The organism is Endozoicomonas sp. PH6C (assembly GCF_059322965.1).
The window spans coordinates 1,795,001-1,817,363 of record NZ_CP185342.1 but is presented as its reverse complement, the minus strand read 5'-3'; the positions used below and the strand labels follow the sequence as shown (position 1 = coordinate 1,817,363).

22 protein-coding genes, 2 rRNA genes and 5 pseudogenes (1 of these 29 only partly in view) are annotated in these 22,363 nt (G+C 41.5%); 24 read left to right on the top strand and 5 right to left on the bottom strand.

The window, feature by feature from the left end:
- The 15 genes and pseudogenes from ACOMG9_RS07335 (at window position 1) to ACOMG9_RS07265 (ending at window position 12,819) form a co-directional block, all read left to right on the top strand.
- Window positions 1-921 carry an NAD-dependent epimerase/dehydratase family protein gene (locus ACOMG9_RS07335; RefSeq protein ID WP_494530000.1) on the top strand — a complete coding sequence of 307 codons (921 nt, stop codon included), beginning with the start codon at window positions 1-3 and terminating at the stop codon, window positions 919-921.
- Window positions 922-1,136: 215 nt separating this feature from the next.
- Window positions 1,137-1,254 (top strand): annotated as a pseudogene (locus ACOMG9_RS07330) (IS66 family transposase); the annotation flags it as partial.
- Between the two features lie 55 nt (window positions 1,255-1,309).
- Window positions 1,310-1,378 (top strand): annotated as a pseudogene (locus ACOMG9_RS07325) (hypothetical protein); the annotation flags it as partial.
- A gap of 83 nt (window positions 1,379-1,461) precedes the next feature.
- Window positions 1,462-1,701, top strand: a complete 240-nt coding sequence (locus ACOMG9_RS07320) for a hypothetical protein (protein ID WP_494529999.1) — start codon at window positions 1,462-1,464, stop codon at window positions 1,699-1,701.
- Between the two features lie 150 nt (window positions 1,702-1,851).
- On the top strand, window positions 1,852-2,019 hold the full coding sequence (locus ACOMG9_RS07315) for a hypothetical protein (protein ID WP_448216412.1): 168 nt from the start codon (window positions 1,852-1,854) through the stop codon (window positions 2,017-2,019).
- 249 nt (window positions 2,020-2,268) lie between these two features.
- Window positions 2,269-3,042: a hypothetical protein gene (locus ACOMG9_RS07310; RefSeq protein WP_448216411.1), complete on the top strand. Its 774-nt coding sequence runs from the start codon at window positions 2,269-2,271 to the stop codon at window positions 3,040-3,042.
- A 656-nt stretch (window positions 3,043-3,698) separates the two neighbouring features.
- On the top strand, window positions 3,699-4,682 hold the full coding sequence (locus tag ACOMG9_RS07305; RefSeq protein ID WP_448216410.1) for a GHMP family kinase ATP-binding protein: 984 nt from the start codon (window positions 3,699-3,701) through the stop codon (window positions 4,680-4,682).
- Window positions 4,683-4,696: 14 nt separating this feature from the next.
- Window positions 4,697-5,800 carry a non-hydrolyzing UDP-N-acetylglucosamine 2-epimerase gene (gene wecB / locus ACOMG9_RS07300; protein WP_448216409.1) on the top strand — a complete coding sequence of 368 codons (1,104 nt, stop codon included), beginning with the start codon at window positions 4,697-4,699 and terminating at the stop codon, window positions 5,798-5,800.
- On the top strand, window positions 5,800-6,918 hold the full coding sequence (locus ACOMG9_RS07295; RefSeq protein ID WP_448216408.1) for a glycosyltransferase family protein: 1,119 nt from the start codon (window positions 5,800-5,802) through the stop codon (window positions 6,916-6,918). The genes wecB and ACOMG9_RS07295 overlap by 1 nt, the downstream gene beginning before the upstream one ends.
- Before the next feature lie 444 nt (window positions 6,919-7,362).
- Window positions 7,363-8,145, top strand: a complete 783-nt coding sequence (locus tag ACOMG9_RS07290; RefSeq protein WP_448216407.1) for an ABC transporter permease — start codon at window positions 7,363-7,365, stop codon at window positions 8,143-8,145.
- Window positions 8,146-8,154: 9 nt separating this feature from the next.
- A complete protein-coding gene (locus ACOMG9_RS07285) occupies window positions 8,155-8,865 on the top strand; it encodes an ABC transporter ATP-binding protein (protein ID WP_494529998.1) in 711 nt (236 codons plus the stop codon).
- Window positions 8,866-9,130: 265 nt separating this feature from the next.
- Window positions 9,131-9,796, top strand: a pseudogene (locus tag ACOMG9_RS07280) (TylF/MycF/NovP-related O-methyltransferase).
- 575 nt (window positions 9,797-10,371) lie between these two features.
- Window positions 10,372-10,962, top strand: a complete 591-nt coding sequence (locus tag ACOMG9_RS07275) for a D-sedoheptulose-7-phosphate isomerase (protein WP_448216405.1) — start codon at window positions 10,372-10,374, stop codon at window positions 10,960-10,962.
- A 5-nt stretch (window positions 10,963-10,967) separates the two neighbouring features.
- Window positions 10,968-11,681, top strand: a complete 714-nt coding sequence (locus tag ACOMG9_RS07270; protein ID WP_448216404.1) for a sugar phosphate nucleotidyltransferase — start codon at window positions 10,968-10,970, stop codon at window positions 11,679-11,681.
- A 25-nt stretch (window positions 11,682-11,706) separates the two neighbouring features.
- On the top strand, window positions 11,707-12,819 hold the full coding sequence (locus ACOMG9_RS07265) for a glycosyltransferase family 4 protein (protein ID WP_494529997.1): 1,113 nt from the start codon (window positions 11,707-11,709) through the stop codon (window positions 12,817-12,819).
- 144 nt (window positions 12,820-12,963) lie between these two features.
- Here the strand turns inward: ACOMG9_RS07265 and ACOMG9_RS07260 are convergent, their stop codons facing one another.
- On the bottom strand, window positions 12,964-13,233 hold the full coding sequence (locus ACOMG9_RS07260) for a hypothetical protein (RefSeq protein WP_494529996.1): 270 nt from the start codon (window positions 13,231-13,233) through the stop codon (window positions 12,964-12,966).
- Between the two features lie 708 nt (window positions 13,234-13,941).
- Here ACOMG9_RS07260 and ACOMG9_RS07255 point away from each other — a divergent pair.
- From ACOMG9_RS07255 to ACOMG9_RS07235, 5 genes and pseudogenes are all read left to right on the top strand, one after another.
- Entirely contained in the window at window positions 13,942-14,910 is a 969-nt protein-coding gene (locus tag ACOMG9_RS07255; protein ID WP_494529995.1) for a UDP-glucose 4-epimerase family protein, read from the top strand.
- Between the two features lies 1 nt (window position 14,911).
- Window positions 14,912-15,598, top strand: a complete 687-nt coding sequence (locus ACOMG9_RS07250) for a sugar transferase (protein ID WP_494529994.1) — start codon at window positions 14,912-14,914, stop codon at window positions 15,596-15,598.
- Window positions 15,599-16,283: 685 nt separating this feature from the next.
- Window positions 16,284-16,460 (top strand): annotated as a pseudogene (locus ACOMG9_RS07245) (ISAs1 family transposase); the annotation flags it as partial.
- 122 nt (window positions 16,461-16,582) lie between these two features.
- Entirely contained in the window at window positions 16,583-16,825 is a 243-nt protein-coding gene (locus ACOMG9_RS07240) for a type II toxin-antitoxin system Phd/YefM family antitoxin (RefSeq protein ID WP_422137483.1), read from the top strand.
- Window positions 16,822-17,085: a Txe/YoeB family addiction module toxin gene (locus ACOMG9_RS07235; RefSeq protein ID WP_422137482.1), complete on the top strand. Its 264-nt coding sequence runs from the start codon at window positions 16,822-16,824 to the stop codon at window positions 17,083-17,085. The genes ACOMG9_RS07240 and ACOMG9_RS07235 overlap by 4 nt, the downstream gene beginning before the upstream one ends.
- Here ACOMG9_RS07235 and ACOMG9_RS07230 read toward each other — a convergent pair.
- Complete coding sequence (locus ACOMG9_RS07230; protein WP_494529993.1) at window positions 17,076-17,264, bottom strand: hypothetical protein; 189 nt, start codon at window positions 17,262-17,264, stop codon at window positions 17,076-17,078. The two genes, ACOMG9_RS07235 and ACOMG9_RS07230, sit on opposite strands and share 10 nt — an antisense overlap.
- Before the next feature lie 297 nt (window positions 17,265-17,561).
- On the opposite strand from ACOMG9_RS07230, the pseudogene ACOMG9_RS07225 reads away from it, so the two are divergent.
- The 3 genes and pseudogenes from ACOMG9_RS07225 to ACOMG9_RS07215 form a co-directional block, all read left to right on the top strand.
- Window positions 17,562-17,789 (top strand): annotated as a pseudogene (locus ACOMG9_RS07225) (transposase); the annotation flags it as partial.
- Window positions 17,790-17,938: 149 nt separating this feature from the next.
- Window positions 17,939-18,163: an AbrB/MazE/SpoVT family DNA-binding domain-containing protein gene (locus ACOMG9_RS07220; RefSeq protein WP_494529992.1), complete on the top strand. Its 225-nt coding sequence runs from the start codon at window positions 17,939-17,941 to the stop codon at window positions 18,161-18,163.
- Window positions 18,160-18,573, top strand: a complete 414-nt coding sequence (locus tag ACOMG9_RS07215) for a type II toxin-antitoxin system VapC family toxin (RefSeq protein WP_494529991.1) — start codon at window positions 18,160-18,162, stop codon at window positions 18,571-18,573. The genes ACOMG9_RS07220 and ACOMG9_RS07215 overlap by 4 nt, the downstream gene beginning before the upstream one ends.
- An 863-nt stretch (window positions 18,574-19,436) precedes the next feature.
- Here the strand turns inward: ACOMG9_RS07215 and ACOMG9_RS07210 are convergent.
- Window positions 19,437-19,658 (bottom strand): hypothetical protein, encoded by a 222-nt coding sequence (locus ACOMG9_RS07210; RefSeq protein WP_317142562.1) that lies wholly within the window; start codon window positions 19,656-19,658, stop codon window positions 19,437-19,439.
- A 387-nt stretch (window positions 19,659-20,045) separates the two neighbouring features.
- On the opposite strand from ACOMG9_RS07210, the gene ACOMG9_RS07205 reads away from it, so the two are divergent.
- Window positions 20,046-20,594, top strand: a complete 549-nt coding sequence (locus ACOMG9_RS07205) for a sugar transferase (RefSeq protein WP_422133013.1) — start codon at window positions 20,046-20,048, stop codon at window positions 20,592-20,594.
- 56 nt (window positions 20,595-20,650) lie between these two features.
- Here ACOMG9_RS07205 and rrf read toward each other — a convergent pair.
- Both rrf and ACOMG9_RS07195 read right to left on the bottom strand, forming a co-directional pair.
- A 5S ribosomal RNA gene (gene rrf / locus ACOMG9_RS07200) occupies window positions 20,651-20,766 on the bottom strand.
- 224 nt (window positions 20,767-20,990) lie between these two features.
- A 23S ribosomal RNA gene (locus ACOMG9_RS07195) occupies window positions 20,991-22,363 on the bottom strand (it continues 1,720 nt past the right edge of the window).

The following is a 22,363-nucleotide window of genomic DNA, read 5'->3' as shown; positions in this document are numbered from 1 at the left end:
ATGAAAATTTTAATAACTGGAAGTAGTGGCTTCCTCGGTACGTCTTTATGCTCATATCTTGTGTCATTGAGCCATGAATTAGTGTGTTTGAATTCAAGAAACTGTGATCTAAGAAACTCTGACAGCTTAAAAAATTTTACCAGCCAAAAGTTTGATTACTTATTTCATCTGGCAGCTTGGACGCAAGCGGGGGAATTTTGTATTCATTATCCTGGGGAACAGTGGATTATTAATCAGCATATCAACACGAATGTTTTAGATTGGTGGGCCTCATATCAGCAACATTCCAAGCTAATAATGATTGGTACAAGTTGCGGCTATGCACCAGATATAAAACACACTGAGACCAACTATATGGAAGGGCAGCCCATTGATAGCTTGTATACATATGCAATGACAAAGAGAATGCTCTACGAGGGAGCAAGGGCATTAAACAAACAGTATGGATTAGATTATCTATATGTAGTTCCATCCACTTTATACGGCCCTGGTTACCATACTGATGGTCGCCAAATGCATTTTATATTCGATTTAATACGAAAGATCATCAGAGGTAAAGAGTATGGATACGATGTTGTTTTATGGGGAGATGGGCATCAAAAACGTGAGCTTATTTTCATAGATGATTTTGTTCACATACTCTGGAAGTTAACTGAACAAAACAATAATGATATTTTCAATATCGGAACGGGCAAAGAGTTCACTATACGATATTACGCAAAACTCATTTGTGATGAAGTGGATTTTCCATTAAGTCACGTAAATTTTGATACAGAAAGATATGTAGGCGCAAAATCCAAGTTTCTTGATATAGATAAACTATCGAACGTATTGGATGACTATGAGTTTACTAGTTTGAAATCAGGAATAAAGTCAACGATTAACTGGTTTTATCGTTCACAAGCCTACAAAATAGACTAGAGTTTTGCAATTTAATTTCAATAAATCACATCATCATTTAAAAAACATCTTGAGTATTAGCAGGCGATTCCTACACTATGCAGTGTTTTTTAATTTCCACTAACTGCGACCTGAATCAAAGTTTTTTTAAATGACATGTTAATTTCAAGAACTACATTTCGCATCTTTTTTTAGTTCTTAAGGTTTAACAGTGGGAGGCGATCCGCAATATGCAGAATCAGTGGTCGTACCTTGTGCGCTATCTGGACAATGGTCTTGCGGTCATCGATAACAACGCATCAGAACGGGCGATCAAACCCTTCGTGGTAGGGCGCAAAAGCTGGCTATACTCAGACAGTTTCGTTGCTACACGCAGCGGTGCGATTCTGTACGCCTGGTGTAAACTGCCAAAATCCACAGACATAAGCCTTACGCGTGGCTACGGCATGTATTGACGATTCTACCGGCCCCAGAGTAAGACGCGGACGTGGAACAGCTGTTGCCTATGAACATCAAACTGGTATCTTTAAAATATCCCACTTAAGCACTGCGGGTTAGGTTTTGTTGACTAAGCGCTTACCCTCGTTCGAAAGCCATACCGAATGGATCAGCAAAGGCAAGTCAGGTATGCCAGTAGAACTGGACCTGAGGGTCTGCGTATTACAGGATCAATTTGGCTTTACCTTGCATCACCTGTCTATGGAAAAACAAATCGACGAACAGGTCACGGTATTGATTGCCGAAGGTGTCAAACAACGGTTACCACAGGTGACACAAGACGGTTATGACCGGGGTTTTTAGTCACAAGAGAACCTTGAAAAGCTGGAAGAATTCCTCGACCGGGCAGTGTTGCCCAAAAAAGGCAGAGGGCAGAACAGGTCAGGCTTCGAGAGCGACACCCGGAGTTTATCAGAGCCAAAAGGAAACACTTTACAGTAGAATCTGATATTAATGCCGGACCAGCACGGGCTGGTCTGGTGCCCGGTCACCGAGGTTGATGGTAACCGTCATCATGTGGCCTTGGATGTTCTGCACCAATCTGTATCGGTTGGTTACCTTGTTGCAGAAGAAGGCCTGCCAGGCAGAGCAAAGAGCGGCCTGAAAAGAGCAACGGCTTAATGAAAAGTGGCTTCGGGTGACGCTGGCCCGTACGCAAAAAATGAAAATTCGTTCATAAAATGGTTAGAAATCATCGAGGAATGTGCGATTTCAAGCAAATAGGTTGGATTTTGACCAAAGATTTTGGTTATTGCCTGAAAGGTTGAGTTCTTTGTGGTTTTTTTAGGGCAGGCACTAAATAGGCTATTTTCTTCTAAAGGTACTGTTTATGTTTTGACAGCCTTTAGATTTAGTCATCTAGAGCGGAATATGGATATTGACACTCGTTTTTTAGATGACAAAAGAACGCGTTTCTATTTTTTTGACAGGCGAGAAAATGTACCGATAAAGTATTCACCTATATCACTGTTCGAAAGTGAAATCTCAGAAAAATGGACTACAGCAGGTAAAAGACATATCGCAGAATGGAGCTTCATTCTGAACGAATACGAGAATAAATTTTGTGAATATCCATTTTATTGTATATCTTCACGTTTCTTTGAGAAGAATCAAAGGTTAGCTATAGATTTATCAGATTTGTTAGACATAGCGTTTAAAGGGTTGAGGGAATATGGATACGGCTACTTGCCATCTTATGATAGAGATTTCGCATTTATTGATATAAAAGAATATATTAAAAAAGGTTATTTAGGCTCTACGGAATCCGGCTTTAAATTTATAGAAGACATATTCTGTATAGATATGTTTAATGAATACTGCTTGGTATCTGATTTTTGGTGTAATTACGTTGGTTTTCAAAGCAGAAAACATCTGGAAGATTATGTCGAATTTTATTTGCCTATATTCAATAAAATCTTTGACGAATACGGAGAGATAAAATGGGACTATTTGAGTGAGAATATTGTTGAGCGTGATGTTAATTTCAGGAATTTTAAACCTCTCAGTTTACTCTTAGAACAAGTATCTCATCTTTTCTTTTATAAAAATTGTCTCCCCTTCTTTGGGGTTAGTTATGGTAAAACTCTCGTAGTGAATGAATTTACTAGTGAAGCAAAAATCTTGTCAACCTTCCAAAACAATTAGATCAAATTTATATATTTCTTCCAAAACCTAAGCCATAGATCTTCTTAAAAAATGATTAACATATATAAACAATACTACTGTTACTAACTGATAATATTTACATGTTAATCTAGGAGTGTTAACCAGTGATTATCAGTCGAGCCCTCTTCCACGTATCATTTTTTTTTGGGGGGGGGGTTACTAAGAATGACAATACTCGTCATTTACGCTATGTCCGTGCAGCAGAAACTGTAGATGGTAGAAAAATTCATTTTCAGACTTGGGTTGCGCAGGTGGTTGAATTGTTCTTGTTTTTATTATGCGTGGTCATGAAGCAGTTGCTATTGAAGGCGTCGATTATGGCTTGATTAGAAAGAGAGCAGAATGGGTGTTCAAGCTGACCAGAATATGCAGTCCAAATAGTTACGTTTGCAGCTCTATTGCTTTAACTGAGGATTATTACCCAATTATTGTGCTGTCTGACACGTTACCGAAAAACCGAAAGAGTGGTGGCTAGATAAATTTGATAATTTTGGTTTCAAAACGGTTCAAAACCTATTTTTTAACAGAAGATTTTCCTCGTGGGACCGGTAATCCCAGAGCTATGGACTGGAGCGCTCTTACTAATCCGGAAATTGGGTTTCATGTATACCTCCAGAGAAAGGTAGACAAATGACATGATAATTTCAAGAACTCCATTTCGCATCTCTTTTTTTGGTGGTGGAACTGACTATCCTGACTGGTATCGGAATAATGGTGGCGCCGTTTTATCAACAACATTTGATAAATATTGTTATATAACCTGTAGAGAGCTGCCACCTTTTTTTGATCATAAATACCGTATCGCCTATTCAAAAGTTGAAGATGCAAAAAACATTGAAAATATAGAACATAGAGCAGTCCGAGCTGTTTTAGAACAATCAGATTTAACACAGGGTTTGGAAATACATTGTGACGCCGATCTGCCTGCACGCTCTGGGCTAGGTTCTAGCTCATCATTTGTTGTAGGGATATTACACTCGATTCAGGCATTTAAAGGGAAACGCGTTTCAAAAAAATGGTTGAGTCATGAGGCTATTCGTATTGAACAAGAGATTTTAAAAGAATCAGTAGGCTCACAGGATCAAACAGCGGCCGCACATGGAGGCCTGAACACCATAACTTTCTTTAAAAATGGCCAGATTGAAGTGAATCCCGTCATTATTTCTAATGAAAGAAGATCTGAATTAAACGATCATTTAATGCTTTTTTTTTCAGGGTTGTCTCGTATTTCCTCTAATATAGCCAAATCAAAAATAAAAAATCTTGTCGATAAAAGCAAAGAACTCAGACATTTATATCATATGGTAAATGAAGCTGTTGATTTACTTAGCTCAAAGGAAGATATTCGTCTTTTCGGTGAAATGCTAAATACAGCATGGGAATACAAGCAGTCACTTTCTCACTTGGTAAGTAACTCTCAGATTGAAGAAATATATTGTAAGGCTATTAAAGCTGGTGCTATAGGGGGTAAGGTCATAGGTGCTGGGGGCGGTGGTTTTATGCTTTTTTTTGTTGAGCCATCTAAACAGGAGTCAGTAAGGGCATCTCTTAGTAATTTGATTTATGTACCCTTTAAATTTGAATCAACGGGTAGTCAAATTATCTATTATCAACCCTGAGAGATTGTGAATTTATGGTTCAGAAAAAAATTCTTTGCATAGTTGGAACCCGCCCAGAAGCCATAAAAATGGCACCCGTCATCCTTGCGTTAAAAAATCAAAATTGGGTAAAAGTACGCATTTTATGTACTGCACAGCATAGACACATAATGGATCAAGTTCTTAATCTGTTTGATATTACTGCACATATAGATTTAAATCTTATGCGTCCCAATCAATCACTTCATCAGTTAACGGCTGATTTGATAACATCGATTGATAAAGTTTTGCTGAACGAAAAGCCTGATGCTGTCTTATTACAAGGTGATACAACTACTGTAATGTCTTCAGCGATTGCTTGTTTCTATCATCATATTCCCATTGGTCATATTGAAGCTGGATTACGTACCTGGGATATGAGCAGTCCATTTCCTGAAGAAATCAACCGTGTTATCACTGCTAGATTGGCGAGATGGCATTTTTCACCTACTTTAAGTTCAAGAAATAACCTGATAAAAGAAGGTATCTCTGACAGAAATATCGTTGTTACAGGCAATACCGTTATTGATGCTTTATTAATGATATCTAAAAAGAAACCAAAACATCAAATAAGACTTAATGAAAAGAAACGGCTTATACTTATAACATCACATCGAAGAGAACATTTCGGTTTACCTTTTTCAAATATTTGTCGTGCATTAATCATACTTGCTCAAAACAACCCATTTATAGAATTATTATATCCGGTTCATCCTAATCCAAATATTAAAGAGAATGCTTATAAGCATTTAGCTTCCGTATCGAATATCATTCTTTGTGAACCTTTGGATTATGCTTCATTTGTAGCTGTGATGATGCAGTCTTATATTGTTATGACAGATTCCGGTGGTATTCAGGAAGAAGCTCCTGCCCTAGGTAAACCTGTACTTGTTATGAGAAATAAAACTGAACGCCCTGAAGCTATCGAAGCAGGAGTAGTCAAACTAGTAGGATGTGATTATGAATTAATTGTTTCTGAAGCTCAGAAATTACTTGATAACGAACAAGCTTACAAATCTATGGCCAAAGGAACTTCACCTTATGGCGATGGACGTGCATCAGAACGAATAGTAAATACACTAAAATCAGAGCTAGCCTAATGAAACTGCTGTATCTCTCTCCAGTCCCATGGCAAGGCTTTGTGCAGCGACCGCATAAGTTTGTCGAATGGTTTCATAAATATTCAAAATCAGAAGTATTATGGGTAGAACCATATCCGACAAGACTACCAAATCTTGCTGATTTCAGACGAATTTCGCACTTTAATGGACAATATTCCAAACCCACCCCTTCATGGATTAAATTGTTTAAACCAGTCTCTCTACCTATAGAGCCTATACCTTGTATTAGAGTTATAAACACAGTCTTCTGGAAATACCAAATAGACTCTATTACAGATTTTATCACTGGCTACGATACAAAGATTGTAATTGGTAAACCATCATGTTTTGCATTATTTATTATTAAGAAATTTGAGAGATTGGTTTCTGTTTATGACGCAATGGATAATGTTCCAGCTTTTTATCAAGGAATATCCCGAAGATCAATGACTGCAATAGAACAACAGGTTGTTGATGCAGTTGACACTATGTGGTCTTCCAGTAGTAAACTAAAAAAGAAATGGGAAAAATATCAGCCAGGAATAAAACTTATTCCTAATGCTTTTGATACTCAATCCATATCTTACACAAGGCCAAGGCCAAATCCTGGCAATTCTATTGTGTTTGGTTATTTAGGAGTGATGGCTACTTGGTTTGATTGGTTTTGGGTAGAAAAGCTTGCTAACAAAAGACCGAATGATGTTATTAAATTAATCGGGAAAATTTATTACAACCCCAAGTTATTGTTACCTAAAAATGTGGAACTTTTACCACCAAAGAAACATGACATAGCCATGAAATTAATAAGCGATTTCAATGTTGGACTTATCCCATTTAAATCTAACGTATTAACTGATTATGTAGACCCCATTAAATATTATGAATATATAGGTACCGGGATTCCAGTCATCTCAACTAACTTCGGTGAAATGAAGCATCGAAGCAATGAACCAGGCGTTTTTATAAGTAAATCTTATGATGATATAGAAATTATGGCAAAGAAAGCTAGCGAGTTTACTTTCTCAGACTACCAAAAAAACTTTTTTAATGAAAACAATTGTTGGGAAAGTCGTTTTAATTCGACAAATTTTTTTGATTCAGAGAAAATAATTTCTTAATAAATATTTTTACGCATTCATCTATGTGAGTTGTATAAATATTTTGTATAGTTCTGTTTAAGTGTTTTTTCAAGATAGTTGAACCGTCAAGAGCATTAAATATTTATGGATGACTAACGCAATATGTTGCTTTATTTCACCTTAATCACAATGATTTGCAATTGCTCTTTACCAAATGCTGCTGTTAAGGCAATACTTGAAACCGGCAACCGTTTTATATCACGTAGGATTACCACTTCTGAATGTGGTGCACCGTTTTAAGAAGATTTAAAAAACGTGGGCAAACCTTACCTTTCAGAACGGCCACATGAGCATCATATCTTAATGCAAGCTGCTATGAGTACGTAACCCTTGCCGTATTATGCATTGCCAGGCTTTTAAATAGGCTTTATAGAGGTAACACTGTGCCTAATAATTTCTAGGTCGTAATAAAAAAGAGGTCGCATGTTCAAAAATTCTTATTATGAATTATCCGAAACCTATCGAAAGAAAAATCTGGTTATTAATCTTGCATGGGATGACATCAAGGTACGGTACGCCCGATCAGTCATAGGACCATTCTGGTTGGTAATGACCACAGCGATCAGTGCATTGGGTTTAGGTTATGTGTGGAGTATACTCTTCAATCAAAATAAAGAGACATTTATTCCTACCCTATGTATAGGCTTGGTTAACTGGCAGTTTCTTTCGTCGTGCATATTGGAGACGCCCAATTGTTTTATCATAAACGCACCTATTATTAGAAATACCATAAACCCGATATTGATATATCCTCTTGTAGCAATCATCAGAAATCTGATTATTCTAGCACATAACTTTCTAATCTTATTTGTAGTTTTTTATCTCTATCCGCCGAACCTGAATTATAACACCTTGCTGATTATTCCAGGACTTGTTTTGGTTATTGGCAACCTTACCTGGATCTCTGTAATTTTGGGTTTTTTGGGCGCTAGATATCGTGATCTCTCACCAGCCATTTCATCAATGATGACCATCCTTTTCTTTCTTAGCCCGGTTATCTACAAACCGGAACAGTTAGGTATTAAAGAGTTGGTCATATGGTTAAACCCGTTTACTTACTTTATCTGTGCAATCCGTGACCCACTTACGGGCCATGCATGCCCATTTTTTTCCTATGTTGTGATGACAAGCACCTTGCTAGTCGGTTTTATCATTACAGTTATCATGATTGATAAATACCGATACCGAATCCCATTCTGGCTATAGGGAGCAAAAATGCCCTGTATCAGGTTAGAAAATGTATCTCTCGAATACCCCCTTTACAATATAGAGAGCACATCAATAAAACATCACTTACTGCGTATGGCTACGGGGGGGCGAATAGCTGTCAACTCGCGCAAAAATACCGTGGTTAAAGCGCTGTCTAATATCAATCTGGATATTAAAGATGGTGATCGCATTGGTATCGTTGGTCATAATGGAGCAGGTAAATCGACGTTGCTTCGATGTGTTACTGGAATTTATCAGCCTACTTCTGGGACCATCGAGCGACAAGGCTCAGTTGCCCCCTTAATAGAAATTGGAGCTGGTATGGAGCCTGAATTATCAGGTTATAACAATATCAAACGACTATTGAGGCTACAGGGTGTCTCAGATGACGACGCTCAGACATTAACCGAAAGCATTGCAGAATTTTCAGAGCTTCAGGATTTCTTGTCATTACCTGTGCGGACTTACTCATCAGGAATGTTAATGCGATTGATGTTTTCAGTATCAACTGTTAGTACCCCTGATATTCTAGTGATGGATGAGTTTTTTAGCGTTGGTGATAATAATTTTAAGAATAAAGCAGAAAAACTGTTGAAGGATAAAATAGAAAAAACTTCTATTTTGATATTTGCTTCTCATGATATTTCTTTTTTAGAGAGCCTCTGCACTAAAATACTTCATATAAAGAATGGTCTAATAAGTGACATAAGTGGTTAAACTACACCTATTTTTAAAATAAATTCTTCTACATTATCTAAAAAAATATTCAACCCAGAGTTAATTGCTAATTACCTGGGCTGGAGAAGGCGGCTGACAGAAGCCCAGAAGCTGACTTCAGAAAAATTAACAGCAGCTATTGTTGATCATTGGATCAACTAACCATTAAAGGGAACATAGCCATGGAAAAATATGAAATGACAGATCAAAAAAATAGTCTTGATGATTACGATGCATGGGCTACTAATTTCATCAAAGCTGATAAATGCATGAGAAAACCTTTTTCTGGTTATATTCATCATTTCCGCCTGAAACTGAATACTTCAAAATAATCAATGAAGCAGCATTAAAAGCAGAGTTCCTTTATGCTTGCGACCTGATCAATGATTTAGAAAAAAAGAGCATCAAAGGGAACATCGTTGAATTCGGTGTTTTTGAAGGTATGTGGTTATCTGTATTAGCCAATCATGTGGAATCTTTTAACAATGGAAGAGACATCTGGGGTTTTGATAGTTTTGATGGACTTCCAAAAACTGATAAGAATGATTTAGACTGTTGGAATGAGGGACAGTATAAAGCTAACTTTGATTCAGTCTATAAATACCTGGATTGTGAAAATAGAAACTATATACATTTGATTAAAGGTTGGTTTACAGATTCATTAAAATCTGAATAGGCCCAATCAATTAAAAATGTTGCATTTGCCAGAGGTGACTGTGATTTATATCGATCATCAGTGCAGTGTTTAGAATATTTGCAAGACCGACTAGTTGATGGTGCAATATTAGTTTTTGATGATTGGACTTGGGACCTTAACAAAGGAGAAACAAAAGCATTCAAAGAATGGACAGAAAAGGATATTAGATTAATGTTCACATTCCTTAACTGTAATGCAATGGGTAGTTTATACTTTAGAGTTAATAGGCCATAGAAATCTAACAGTAAAACCTAAATAGATCAAAGTATTACAGGAGAACATAAATTAGTAATTAACTGGACAATGCAAATGTACTTTTAGCCATAATTTCTCTTCACCTGAATGTATCATAGCCATTATCAAAGATTCCATAAACCTTTATCAATCCTTGAGCGGTGAAACCTGGTTATGAAAACAGCGTTGGAAACGACCTGAATGCTAATATGCCAAAGCAAATCCAAAAGCTATTGAGGTAACATTCACCCATTACCAAGGTCTGGGCATGCGGGCCAAGAGTGAATGGCCATGCTAAACCTGCAACTGATCTTGACCTGGTTGCTTTTGTCAGTGCAGAACGGTCATTGGCTATTTCCAAGCTTCGAGAAGCCTCTAAGTAAAGTAATCTGACCTTATGGGTGGAGTTGTTTACTAAAGATCAGATACCAGAATCATTCAAAAAAAGGATCAGAGAACGGTATGCAGTGGTTCAAAGTGGACATGGATGACTATGCAACAATTAGAGGAAAATGGTTGCTGTACAGTAACTGCCAGTTTTGTTATGAAGGCTCACAATGCTGGACGATTAATCAATGAGTATCAATTACATTACACATAGCCTGGCTCAACATTACTCTCTGATTGCTCAAATGCAGGATGATGAAACGCTTATCAATTCACTTAATATGGCAGTTGCTAAAGTCATTCATTGCTTTGAGAATAATCGAAAAGTAATGTTTGCAGGCAATGGTGGCAGCGCTGCTGATGCACAACATATGTCTGCTGAATTTGTATCACGCTTTATGTTTAACCGCCCGGGCCTACCTTCAATCGCGCTAACCACGGATACGTCTGCGTTAACCGCTATTGGTAATGATTATGGGTTTGATGTTATTTTCTCACGTCAAATTGAAGCCGTTGGTAACTCAGGTGATGTGCTCATTGCCTATTCAACCTCTGGAACATCACCCAATATCCTACAAGCACTTGATGTTGCCCGTACTCGTGATATTAGCTGCATTGGCCTTACGGGTGCCAAGCCAGAAAGTATGGCAATGGTTGAACGATGTGATATTACTTTGCGAGTCCCTCATGATTTAACACCTCGTATTCAGGAAGGACATTTGCTATTAGGACATATTTTATGTGGCGCTGTAGAATCTACGCTTTTCGATAACGGGTAATCAATATGATTTCTGAAGCAATTATACTGGCTGGTGGCTTGGGTACGCGCTTACGATCGGAGATTGGGGATATACCAAAGCCAATGGCGTTGATTTCCGGCAAGCCCTTTCTTGAGATTTTGATCCATAAGCTAGAGACTGAAGGAATACAGCACATTATCCTGTCCTTAGGTTATAAAGCTGAGTCGATCATTCAGCACTTTCAAAACAGACAATTCTCGCTAACACTCTCTTACGTTGTGGAAAATCAACTATTGGGTACTGGCGGCGCAGTTAAGCTGGCTACCGAAAAAATGTCGACAGATTTTGCATTGGTGATGAACGGTGACACTTATCTGGATATAGATATTAATGCCGCTTCTCTATTCTTTGATAAATACAAATCACCGGTTATTTTTGGTTATGATATTGATGATACACACCGTTATGCCCGTATAGAGTCTGAAGGCACTCTGATAACAAAAATTGCTGAGAAATCTGGTACTGGCCCCGGTACTATCAGCGCTGGTGTTTATATACTACCAAAAAAAGCACTGGACCGTTTCCCTTCGGGTAAAGCATTTTCTATTGAGTATGATTACTTTGAATCTTTAACCAGAGAAGATAATTTTCGACTGTTCCATTCACAACACTATTTTATCGACATTGGCACACCAGAGACTTACAAGTTGGCACAAGTTGAACTGAGGAATCAGCTCCCGGAACTGTTTAAAACTTGAATAGCATTTTTTGATGATAGAGTTTATGAAAGTACTTCATTTTTTTAAAACCTATTATCCTGATAGTTATGGCGGCATTGAAAATCTTATTTTTCAGCTGGCAAGTAACGGTGATAAGCAGGGTATTCAATCAGAGGTATTGTCATTAAGTTCAAATGGGGGTGCACGAAATGAAAGAATTGATAACCATCTGGCACATCGCTCTAAGCTTGATTTTTATCTGGCGTCGATGGGTTTTTCATATTCTGTGTTCAACGACTTCAGAGAATTGGCTGATAACGCAGATATAATACACTATCATTTTCCCTGGCCATTCATGGATATTGTTCACTTTTTCAACAGGATAAAAAAACCTACCGTAGTCACTTACCATTCAGACATTGTTAAACAAAAATATCTATATTATCTCTATAAACCATTGATGTATTTATTTCTGAAGAGTGTAGATCGGGTTGTCGCTACCTCTTCAAATTATTTAAAAACCAGCTGTGTGCTAAAAAATATAAAAAAGAAAGTTGACGTTATTCCACTTGGCATAAATGATCATGCTGCCGCACCTGCTCCAACCCTTCTAAAACTCAAGTGGCAACAAACTATCCCCTCGCCTTTTTTCCTTTTTATTGGCTCCTTTCGCTATTACAAAGGCCTCCATATTCTTTTGGAATCCATGAAAGGTGTTGATTTACCGGTTGTGCTTGTTGGCATCGGTAAGCTTGAGAAGGAACTCAAGAGGCAAGCACACAGGCTAGATCTGCGAAACATTTATTTTTTAGGAGCATTGTCTGATGAAGATAAATGTGCGCTGTTAGAATTATGTTTAGGTGTTGTGTTTCCATCCCATCTTAGGTCAGAGGCTTTTGGCATCACTCTGGTTGAAGGCGCAATGTATGGCAAGCCACTGATCTCAAGCGAAATCGGCACAGGCACTACATATATCAATATTGACAATGAGACAGGTCTTGTCGTACCACCCTCCAATTCCACCGCCTTAAAAGCGGCAATGCTCACTCTCTGGAATAACCCTCAATTAGCTACCCACCTCGGCACTAATGCCAGAGCCCGTTATGAACAGTTTTTTACCGTTGATAAAATGGTGAGGGGTTATGCCGAACTGTACAAAAGTGTATTGGCTCAATAGCAAGATAGGCCTACAAATAGCTACGACTGCAAACTTGTTCGTCAAACGTTTGTTTTTTTGCTTTACCTGTTTTTTTTCTAATCATAGTAGCCCTTTGTTCAAAGGCCGACCGACAGGGCAGACCTCTGATTTGCTATGCAACGTTTAGCTGGGCAGTCTGGACAGGATGAGCTTTAAGGATTCTTTGATTTCCACATTGTCGGCTTTCAGTGCAGCAATCTCTTTGCCTTGCTGATCAAAACGTTTGTCTACCTCTTCAAAACGTTTGTCTACCTGCTCGAAACATTCGTCTATCTGAGCGAACCCTTGGTGCATTTCAGCACGGGTTTTACTGGCGTAGCTGACAATCCCCGTCAGGGTGACTCGGATATGGTAAAGCTCTGTTTCGGGCGTTTGTTTAGCGTTTAAACTCATGCGGTGCTCCTGAAAAGTGAATGAGAAGGACAACATAGCAGACAAAACAAATCAGTGAGCTGGAAATATGAATAAAAAAATTAGAACTGGATTTAGCAAAATCGTCGTAAACCCTCGCCCAATGCGAGGGTGTCGCAAAACTCTGGTTCCCATGCTCCAGCGTGGGAACCCATACCCATCTCGCGCTGCAGAGTCCACTTTTCAGGGGAGGTATGCATTCCCACGCAGAGCGTGGGAACGAGTTGTTAGAGTTTTGCGACAGCCTCAATGCGGGCGGGGATATAAGACGGGAACGCAGAGCGTTCCGGTTGAGTATTTGTACGTAGTTGGTTATATTTTCCATCGGTCTGTCTCTATGCAGAGACTCACGGTGACGAAAACCAAGCACTGTTAACAAAAAATTAAGGCAGAGAAAACTGCCCAACCGCCCTTGAAGAACCAGACGAGCCCATACCTGAGTGACCCGTTAAGGCTGCGGCAAATCAAACAAAAGACCAATAAATAACCGAGGGGCACCCGGTTACTGCTGATGGAGGCTTCTGTGTAAGTCCAGTCGCTATAGGCTGGCTGTAGCCTGTGAAGTCAGAAGCCTCGCCTGACAAGGCGGGGAGTGTCACCCATATAACACCATAATGATATGGTACCCACGATTTTTGACAACAGTTAAAAGTAGAGGTTTAACCTAACCTTTATTTAAAAATTTAAATCGTGACTATTTTAATCACTGGTGCCACTGGTTTTATAGGGAAATCACTGGTCAACAAACTCAAAACCATGACTCTACCCTACCGTTGTTGTATCAGAGATCGAACAGCATTTTCTGATTTATCCACTGAGAAAAATATAGTCACTGTTGGAAATATTGATGGTAAAACTGACTGGCGCTTGCCATTACGCAATATCAAGATTGTCATCCATCTTGCCGCTCGTGCGCATATTACGGTTGTTTCCTCCAGCGATTCGCGCAATGAATACAAGAAGATAAATACTGACGGTACATTGAACCTCGCTCGACAAGCAGCTAAAGCAGGCGTTCAACGTTTTATTTTTATTAGCACCATAAAAGTCAACGGTGAAACCACATCCGGTTTACCTGCTTTTAACGAGACGTCAAAGCTCACTCCACAAGACCCTTATGCTATTTCAAAATGTGAGGCTGAAATTGGCTTAAAGCGTATTATCAATGAGACCGGTATGGATCTGGTCATTATCCGCCCACCTCTGGTTTACGGCCCTGGTGTCAAAGCCAATTTTTTCAGCCTGATGAAGGTTGCTGATAGCCCTTTGCCTTTACCTTTTGGCGCTATAAACAACAGCCGGAGTATGCTGTACGTTGGCAATCTGGCTGATTTTATCGTCAGGTGCATTGACCATCCGGCAGCAGCAAACCAGACATTTCTGATTTCAGATAATAACGATCTCTCGTTAGCTATGCTCGTGAGGCTATTACGAACTTCACTCGGACGACCTGTTCATTTATTACCGGTTCCTTCCTGTTTGCTTCGTGCTGTTGCAATTCTTGTTGGTAAACGAGAGCTGACAAGCAAGCTGATTGGTGATTTACAGGTTGATCCCGCAAAAGCAATCCATCTTTTAGACTGGGAACCCCCTTATTCTGTCGAACAGGGTATTCAGGCCACCGTTGCGGCCTACTCCCAAGGTAAAGATAAAGAATAAAGTGTACCGTTTTTTCGATTGCCTGCTGGCTTCAATCGGCCTGGTTGTTGGCTCGCCTTTGCTACTGGTGATTTATATTATGGGTCTTTTCGATACCGGCTCCCCCCTGTTCAGTCAAGAACGGGTTGGACGTTATAAAAAGCCATTTGTTCTTGTGAAGTTTCGTACCATGCAATTGGATACTTTCTCTGTTGCCAGCCATCTTGTCTGTTCTTCATCCATTACGCCACTGGGTTGTTTCCTGCGTAAAACCAAGCTGGATGAACTACCACAGCTCTGGAATGTTCTGCTCGGCGATATGAGTCTGGTAGGACCAAGACCAAATCTTTTTAATCAGGAAGAACTGATTGAAGCTCTTGAACAACTAGGGATTTATGATGTGCGGCCAGGCGTTACCGGGCTTGCACAAGTCAGCCAGATTGATACGTCTACCCCTGAACTTCTTGCCAGAACAGACAGCCAAATGATCCAAACCTTAACGAGGCTGTCGCAAAACCCTGGTTCCGCCTTCATCCCCGTCATTCCCGATTTCATTCTCGTCATTCCCGCGAAGGCGGGAATCCACACTGACTCACCACCAGAACCATACTGCCCGGTGCTCCCCTGGTCTTGTCATCCCCGAGAAGGCAGAGATCCGCCGTTGGCGCTGGATTCCCGCCTTCGCGGGAATGACGAACTCAGAGCATAGGAACGAGCTGTTGGAGTTTTGCGACACCCTCAGAGCGTGGGAACGAGTTGTTAGAGTTTTGCGACGCCCTCCTTCGCGGGAATGACGACCTCAGAGCATAGGAACGAGCTGTTGGAGTTTTGCGACACCCTCAGAGCGTGGGAACGAGTTGTTAGAGTTTTGCGACGCCCTCCTTCGCGGGAATGACGACCTCAGAGCATGGGAACGAGCTGTTCGAGTTTTGCGACACCCTCTAACCCTCTGGGATTATTTTAAATATATTTTGATGACTGCAACGGGAAGAGGACAGGGAGATAGAGTGCGCTTTGCAGGGAAAAGTCATGAAAACCCCTGAAATTATTTATCTCTAGATTATATTTTTTTCTTTTCAATGCGCCCATGCTCTTATAACTACACATCAGGATAAGACCCCAGCATGAATGCTCACAATTTGATTTCACAACTCCCTATTATCAGTGACCCACGCTAAGCCACAAGCTCACAGACACTCTTTTTCTGACCATCTGTGCTGACATTGTCGGCGCAGAAGACTGGGACCATCAGCACAAAGCGGTTCCAGAAGTGTTTTATTGACTGGATGCTGGCGGTCAAAGGCACTCAAGCTTGAAAATGCCTTCGATCATCACTTCTCTTTGGAGAAGCTAAACCAATGGCAGAGTGACACATCGAGAATAGGCTTCACTAGAAACTCGATGTTGTGATGAGAGAAGACGAGTGTCGTATCTGAAGTAATGACGGTGCAGAAATTTTAGCAGGCTTTAGACATATTGCAGTCAATCTGCTGAACAACACGAAAACCTTCAAAGCAGGTCTGAAGAGAAAACAAAAGAAAGTAGCTATTGAGTATACGCTATCTGGCTGAAGTCCTTGCTGGGCATGCACTTTCATGATTTTTCTGTGGCGCGCACTCTTCTCGACTAGGCAGAGTCAAAGAAAACGTACTATATTACGTACGTTGATAGTGAAAGAATCAGGAGAAAACCCATGAGCAGATACAGTGCCAGCGAAGCCCGTGCAAATCTGTACAGGCTGATTGATGAAACCGCCCAAAACCATAAACCAGTTCTCATTACCGGCAAACGGAATAATGCCGTAATGGTATCTGAAGAAGACTGGAGTGCTATTCAGGAAACACTTCACCTGCTCAATGTACCGGGTATGCGAGAATCCATCCGTGAAGGATTAGCCAGTGATATTTCAGATTGCAGTGAGGAACCCGGCTGGTGAGTTGGAAGTTAATTTACACCCGGCAGGCCCAAAAAGATGCAAAGAAAATCTCAGCAGCAGACCTCAAAAACAAAGTAGAAGACTTGCTGCAAATACTGGCGATCAATCCATATCAAACGCCACCACCCTATGAAAAGCTGATTGGTGATCTGAGTGGAGCATTATCACGGAGAATTAATATCCAGCACCGGCTGGTTTATCAGGTACTTAAAAAAGAGAAGACCGTTAAAATTATCAGGATGTGGACACACTACGAATAGTTGGTCATTGCCTTCAACGGCTTTTCAAGATACTGCTGTTGTTCAGAAACAAATTGATTATCGGACTGATTGATCTGCTGTTCGAGTAGCAGGGAAAAATTATGAAACCCCCTGAAATTATTGCCCTGTAGCTTATATTTTTTTCTTTTTAATACGTCCATGGTCTTATAACTGCTCATCAGGATAAGACCACAGCATGAATGCTCACGATTTGATTTCACAACTCTCTATTATCAGTGACCCTCGCCAAGCATGGAAAGTCGGCCACAAACTAACAGACTAACAGACTAACAGACATCCTTTTTCTGACCATCTGTGCCTGTCATTGTCGGCGCAGAAGACTGGGGTGAGTGAGTACGATCAGCCCAGAAGTGTTTAATTGACTGGATGCTGGCGGTCAAAGGCAATGAGGGTAAACTTGAAAAGGCTTACGATCATCACTTCTCTTTGGAGAAGCTGGACCAATGGCAGAGTGACACATCGAGAATAAGCTTAACTGGTAACTCGATGTTACGATGAGAGAAGACGAAAGCCACATCCGAAGAAATGACGGAGCAAAAATTCTAGAAGGCTTTAGACATATTGCAGTCAATCTGCTGAACAACACGAAAACCTTCAAAGCGGGTCTGAAGAGAAAACGAAAGAAAGCCGCTATGAGTACACGCTACCTGGCTGAAGTCCTTGCTGGGCAGGCACTTTCATGATTTTGCCGTGGTTTTGATAATCAGAAATGTGAAAATTACTTTGTGAGAATTCCCTGATCTCAGGTTGTTGGACTTAACCTGGTTTTTCTATTGTACGCACCTTAAGGTAATACTATATTAGTATTACCTTAAGGTGGAGATAGTAAACCATGAGAGCGTCTATAAAAGGACAAGTTACCATCCCTCGGGAAGTAAGGGAGGCACTCGGGATTTTGCCGGGTAGTGAAGTAGAATTTATTGAGGAAAATGGCAGATTCTATCTGGAAAAAAGAGATCAACCAAAAACAAAGAAAAAATTTGCCCGGTTCAGGGGAATCGCATCAGCCCAAATGAGCACTGAAGAAATTATGGGACTTACGAGAGGCGAGCCGTGAATGGCATTCTGATCGATTCCTGTGTTCTTCTCGACTTGTTGACTAACGATAAAAATTGGGCTGATTGGTCAGAGAAAATTCTCGAGCAATACAGTCAAAGTAATAGCTTGTTCATAAACTCAGTAGTATACACAGAGATATCCATTGGTTTTAAAACAATAGAAGAAGTCGATGAAACATTGACTGAAATGGGTATCAAAGTTTTGGAAATCCCTCGAGAAGCATTGTTCTTGGCGGGTAAAGTTTATCTTCAATATAGAAAGAACAAAGGCAAAAAAACATCACCATTGCCTGATTTCTTTATTGGAGCCCATGCGTTGATCTCAAATTTTCAACTAATAACGCGGGATAATGGTAAGTTCTCAAGCTATTTTCCCAGCCTGAAACTGATAACTCCCGGTAATAATTAATAAGCTTATCTTAGGAAAAAGTCATGCAAGCAGCCGAAGCCATTGGGTTCAATGCCGTGGAAAAATCATGAAAACTGCTGAAATCATTGATCTGTAGCTTACATTTGCTTTCTTTTTAATACGACTACGGCCTTATATCTACACATCAGGATAAAGCCTCAGCATGAATGCTCACGACTTGATTTCACAACTCTCTATTATCAGTGGCCCTCACCAAGCTTGGAAAGTTGACCATAAGCTAACAGACGTCCTTTTTCTCACCGTCTGTCCTGTCATTGTCGGCGCAGAAGACTGAGAATAGGCTTCACTGGTAACTCGATGTTGCGATGAGAGAAGACGAGTGTCGCATCCGAAGAAATGTCGGAGAAGAAATTTTAGCAGGCTTTAGACATAATGCAGTCAATCTGCTGAACAACACGAAAACCTTCAAAGCAGGTCTGAAGAGAAAACAAAAGAAAGTAGCTATTGAGTATACGCTATCTGGCTGAAGTCCTTGCTGGGCATGCGCTTTCATGATTTTTCCGTGGGCAGATACTTTCAGTTCAAGGGTTATTGCACTTTTCGTGAAATAATTTGATGTAAACGATGAATAATTTCATTGAATTTCTCTGCTTTTATGGTCGCGATTTCTTGGCAGATAATGCTTTGGTGTGCCGTGAATAACTTTCCCGGGCGCGCAAAGCTCTAACGGTCCAGGATTCCCTGGTTGAAATCGTTCGGAGTGATAACAATTGCTGTCGGATCAGAGTAAGGTTTACTGGTGATCTGACAGAGAATAACATCACCTTTTCCGACGCTGGCAAGTGTAAGAGCCGGGCGGCGTTTAGTTGACGACAAGTCGGAGAACGGGAAATTGATAGTGACTATTGTTCCTGCTGAAGGCATTCCCATGCTTCATCCTCATCTGGCTTATTCCAGTCTGCTGCGAGTGACGGTTCACTTAACAGCACTTCATCATTAACCCGCTGGCCGGGTGACTCCTCAAGTATGGTTATCAATACGTTAGACCCTGAAGGCAATACCAGATTATCTGGCAGTTTGAGGTTGCCCTTACTGTCTACAGTGGCTTTGTATGTCTGAAACATATCCATGCTCCCTGTATCAATGGTTCATCAACGATAGCTTAGTTCTGTAGTGAGGGGAAACTATTGACACCTGGAAAACAAGGGTATGTTTTAAGAAAAGTGAAAAAGGAAGCTTGATGGTGCGATGAGAGAAGATGAGTGTCGAATTCGAAGTAATGCCGGGGCAAAAATTTTGGCAGACTTTAGACAAATTGCAGTCACTCTGCTAACCAGTTCGAAAACGTTCAAAGCAGGCCTGAAGGGAAAGAGCAAAGGAAAGCTGTTATGAACACATGCTATCTGGCTGAAGTTCTGGCCAGGCACGTACTTTCATGATTTTACCGTGACTCACTGTCGAACAGGGTATTCGGGCTACCGTTTTGGCCTATTCTCCAGGTAAAAAATGAAGTGTATCGTTTCCTCGATTGCCTGCTGGCTCTACTCGGCCTTATTCTCAGCTCGCCTTTACTTCTGGTAATTTATATTATGGGTCTTCTTGATACCGGCTCTCCCCTGTTCAGCCAGGAACGGGTTGGCCGTTATAAAAAGCCGTTTGTGCTTGTGAAGTTCCGTACCATGCAAGTGGATACTTTCTCTGTTGCCAGTCATCTTGTCCCTTCCTCATCCATTACGCCACTGGGTCGATTCCTGCGTAAAACCAAGCTGGATGAACTGCCACAGCTATGGAATGTTCTGGTTGGCGATATGAGTCTGGTAGGTCCACGGCCTAATCTTTTTAATCAGCAAGAGTTGATTGAAGCCCGTGAACAACTCGGGGTGTATAATGTGTTGCCTGGCCTTACCGGACTTGCGCAAGTCAGACAGATTGATATGTCCACCCCTGAACTGCTTGCCAGGACAGACAGCCAGATGATCCGATCCTTAACTCTTCGGGACTATTTTAAATATATTTTGATGACTGCGACGGGGAAAGGTCAGGGAGACCGGGTGCGATGAGTAGTAATAACAAAAACCCCGGTCAATCTCTCAACCGGGGTTCTGCTTTATTCAATGCCTGGCGATGACCTACTCTCACATGGGGAAGCCCCACACTACCATCGGCGATGTGTCGTTTCACTTCCGAGTTCGGGATGGGATCGGGTGGTTCCAACACTCTATGGTCACCAGGCAAAACTGGTCGAGCCGTTGGCTCTCGAGCTGGAAGCTTTAAGCTGGAGGCTTGAAGCTGTTTCTCGAAAACTAAGGCTCTGGAATCCAAATCTCTTTTAAGCTGTGTCGTCTATTCTTGCTCAACACTCTCGTTCACTGTGTACGGCTTCCAGCTTCCAGCTTCCAGCTTCAGGCTTCCAGCTTTTGCTGGCAGCTTCACTGCGCAAATCGCTTTGGCGTTATATGGTCAAGCCTCTCGAGTCATTAGTACGGGTTAGCTCAACGCCTCACAACGCTTACACACCCCGCCTATCAACGTCGTAGTCTTCAACGTCTCTTATGGGCCTTGCGGCCAGGGAAGTCTCATCTTGAAGGGGGCTTCCCGCTTAGATGCTTTCAGCGGTTATCCCGTCCGAACTTAGCTACCGGGCAATGCGTCTGGCGACACAACCCGAACACCAGTGGTTCGTCCACTCCGGTCCTCTCGTACTAGGAGCAGCTCTCCTCAAACTTCCAACGTCCACGGCAGATAGGGACCGAACTGTCTCACGACGTTCTAAACCCAGCTCGCGTACCACTTTAAATGGCGAACAGCCATACCCTTGGGACCGGCTTCAGCCCCAGGATGTGATGAGCCGACATCGAGGTGCCAAACACCGCCGTCGATGTGAACTCTTGGGCGGTATCAGCCTGTTATCCCCGGAGTACCTTTTATCCGTTGAGCGATGGCCCTTCCATTCAGAACCACCGGATCACTATGACCTACTTTCGTACCTGCTCGAGATGTACCTCTCGCAGTCAAGCTGGCTTGTACCATTACACTAACCGCACGATGTCCGACCGTGCTTAGCCAACCTTCGTGCTCCTCCGTTACTCTTTGGGAGGAGACCGCCCCAGTCAAACTACCCACCACACAATGTCCCCGATCCTGCTAAAGGACCTGGGTTAGAACCTCAATATTGCCAGGGTGGTATTTCAAGGTTGGCTCCATGCAGACTGGCGTCCACACTTCAAAGCCTCCCACCTATCCTACACAAGCAACATCAAGATCCACTGTGAAGCTGTAGTAAAGGTTCACGGGGTCTTTCCGTCTAGCCGCGGATACACTGCATCTTAACAGCGATTTCAATTTCACTGAGTCCTGGGTGGAGACAGCGTGGCCATCGTTACGCCATTCGTGCAGGTCGGAACTTACCCGACAAGGAATTTCGCTACCTTAGGACCGTTATAGTTACGGCCGCCGTTTACCGGGGCTTCGATCAACCGCTTCTCTTGCGATAACAGCATCAATTAACCTTCCGGCACCGGGCAGGCGTCACACCGTATACGTCCACTTACGTGTTAGCACAGTGCTGTGTTTTTAATAAACAGTCGCAGCCACCTGGTATCTTCGACCCCCTTCAGCTTACGGAGCAAGTCCGGTCACCAAAAGGGGCGCACCTTCTCCCGAAGTTACGGTGCCATTTTGCCTAGTTCCTTCACCCAGGTTCTCTCAAGCGCCTTGGTATTCTCTACCTGACCACCTGTGTCGGTTTCGGGTACGGTCCCTTTTGACCTGATGCTTAGAAGGTTTTCCTGGAAGCCTGGCATCAACCACTTCCCCACCTTGGTGGGTT

What these genes read in the sequence shown, in the direction of transcription:
- ACOMG9_RS07315 (WP_448216412.1), top strand. Translation starts at nt 1,852, where the DNA reads ATGCCGGACCAGCACGGGCTGGTCTGGTGCCCGGTCACCGAGGTTGAT.
- ACOMG9_RS07335 (WP_494530000.1), top strand. Translation starts at nt 1, where the DNA reads ATGAAAATTTTAATAACTGGAAGTAGTGGCTTCCTCGGTACGTCTTTA.
- ACOMG9_RS07220 (WP_494529992.1), top strand. Translation starts at nt 17,939, where the DNA reads ATGAGAGCGTCTATAAAAGGACAAGTTACCATCCCTCGGGAAGTAAGG.
- ACOMG9_RS07230 (WP_494529993.1), bottom strand. Translation starts at nt 17,264, where the DNA reads ATGAGCAGTTATAAGACCATGGACGTATTAAAAAGAAAAAAATATAAG.
- ACOMG9_RS07240 (WP_422137483.1), top strand. Translation starts at nt 16,583, where the DNA reads ATGAGCAGATACAGTGCCAGCGAAGCCCGTGCAAATCTGTACAGGCTG.
- ACOMG9_RS07285 (WP_494529998.1), top strand. Translation starts at nt 8,155, where the DNA reads ATGCCCTGTATCAGGTTAGAAAATGTATCTCTCGAATACCCCCTTTAC.
- ACOMG9_RS07210 (WP_317142562.1), bottom strand. Translation starts at nt 19,658, where the DNA reads ATGTTTCAGACATACAAAGCCACTGTAGACAGTAAGGGCAACCTCAAA.
- ACOMG9_RS07260 (WP_494529996.1), bottom strand. Translation starts at nt 13,233, where the DNA reads ATGAGTTTAAACGCTAAACAAACGCCCGAAACAGAGCTTTACCATATC.
- wecB (WP_448216409.1), top strand. Translation starts at nt 4,697, where the DNA reads ATGGTTCAGAAAAAAATTCTTTGCATAGTTGGAACCCGCCCAGAAGCC.
- ACOMG9_RS07290 (WP_448216407.1), top strand. Translation starts at nt 7,363, where the DNA reads ATGTTCAAAAATTCTTATTATGAATTATCCGAAACCTATCGAAAGAAA.
- ACOMG9_RS07305 (WP_448216410.1), top strand. Translation starts at nt 3,699, where the DNA reads ATGATAATTTCAAGAACTCCATTTCGCATCTCTTTTTTTGGTGGTGGA.
- ACOMG9_RS07275 (WP_448216405.1), top strand. Translation starts at nt 10,372, where the DNA reads ATGAGTATCAATTACATTACACATAGCCTGGCTCAACATTACTCTCTG.
- ACOMG9_RS07265 (WP_494529997.1), top strand. Translation starts at nt 11,707, where the DNA reads ATGAAAGTACTTCATTTTTTTAAAACCTATTATCCTGATAGTTATGGC.
- ACOMG9_RS07295 (WP_448216408.1), top strand. Translation starts at nt 5,800, where the DNA reads ATGAAACTGCTGTATCTCTCTCCAGTCCCATGGCAAGGCTTTGTGCAG.
- ACOMG9_RS07270 (WP_448216404.1), top strand. Translation starts at nt 10,968, where the DNA reads ATGATTTCTGAAGCAATTATACTGGCTGGTGGCTTGGGTACGCGCTTA.
- ACOMG9_RS07310 (WP_448216411.1), top strand. Translation starts at nt 2,269, where the DNA reads ATGGATATTGACACTCGTTTTTTAGATGACAAAAGAACGCGTTTCTAT.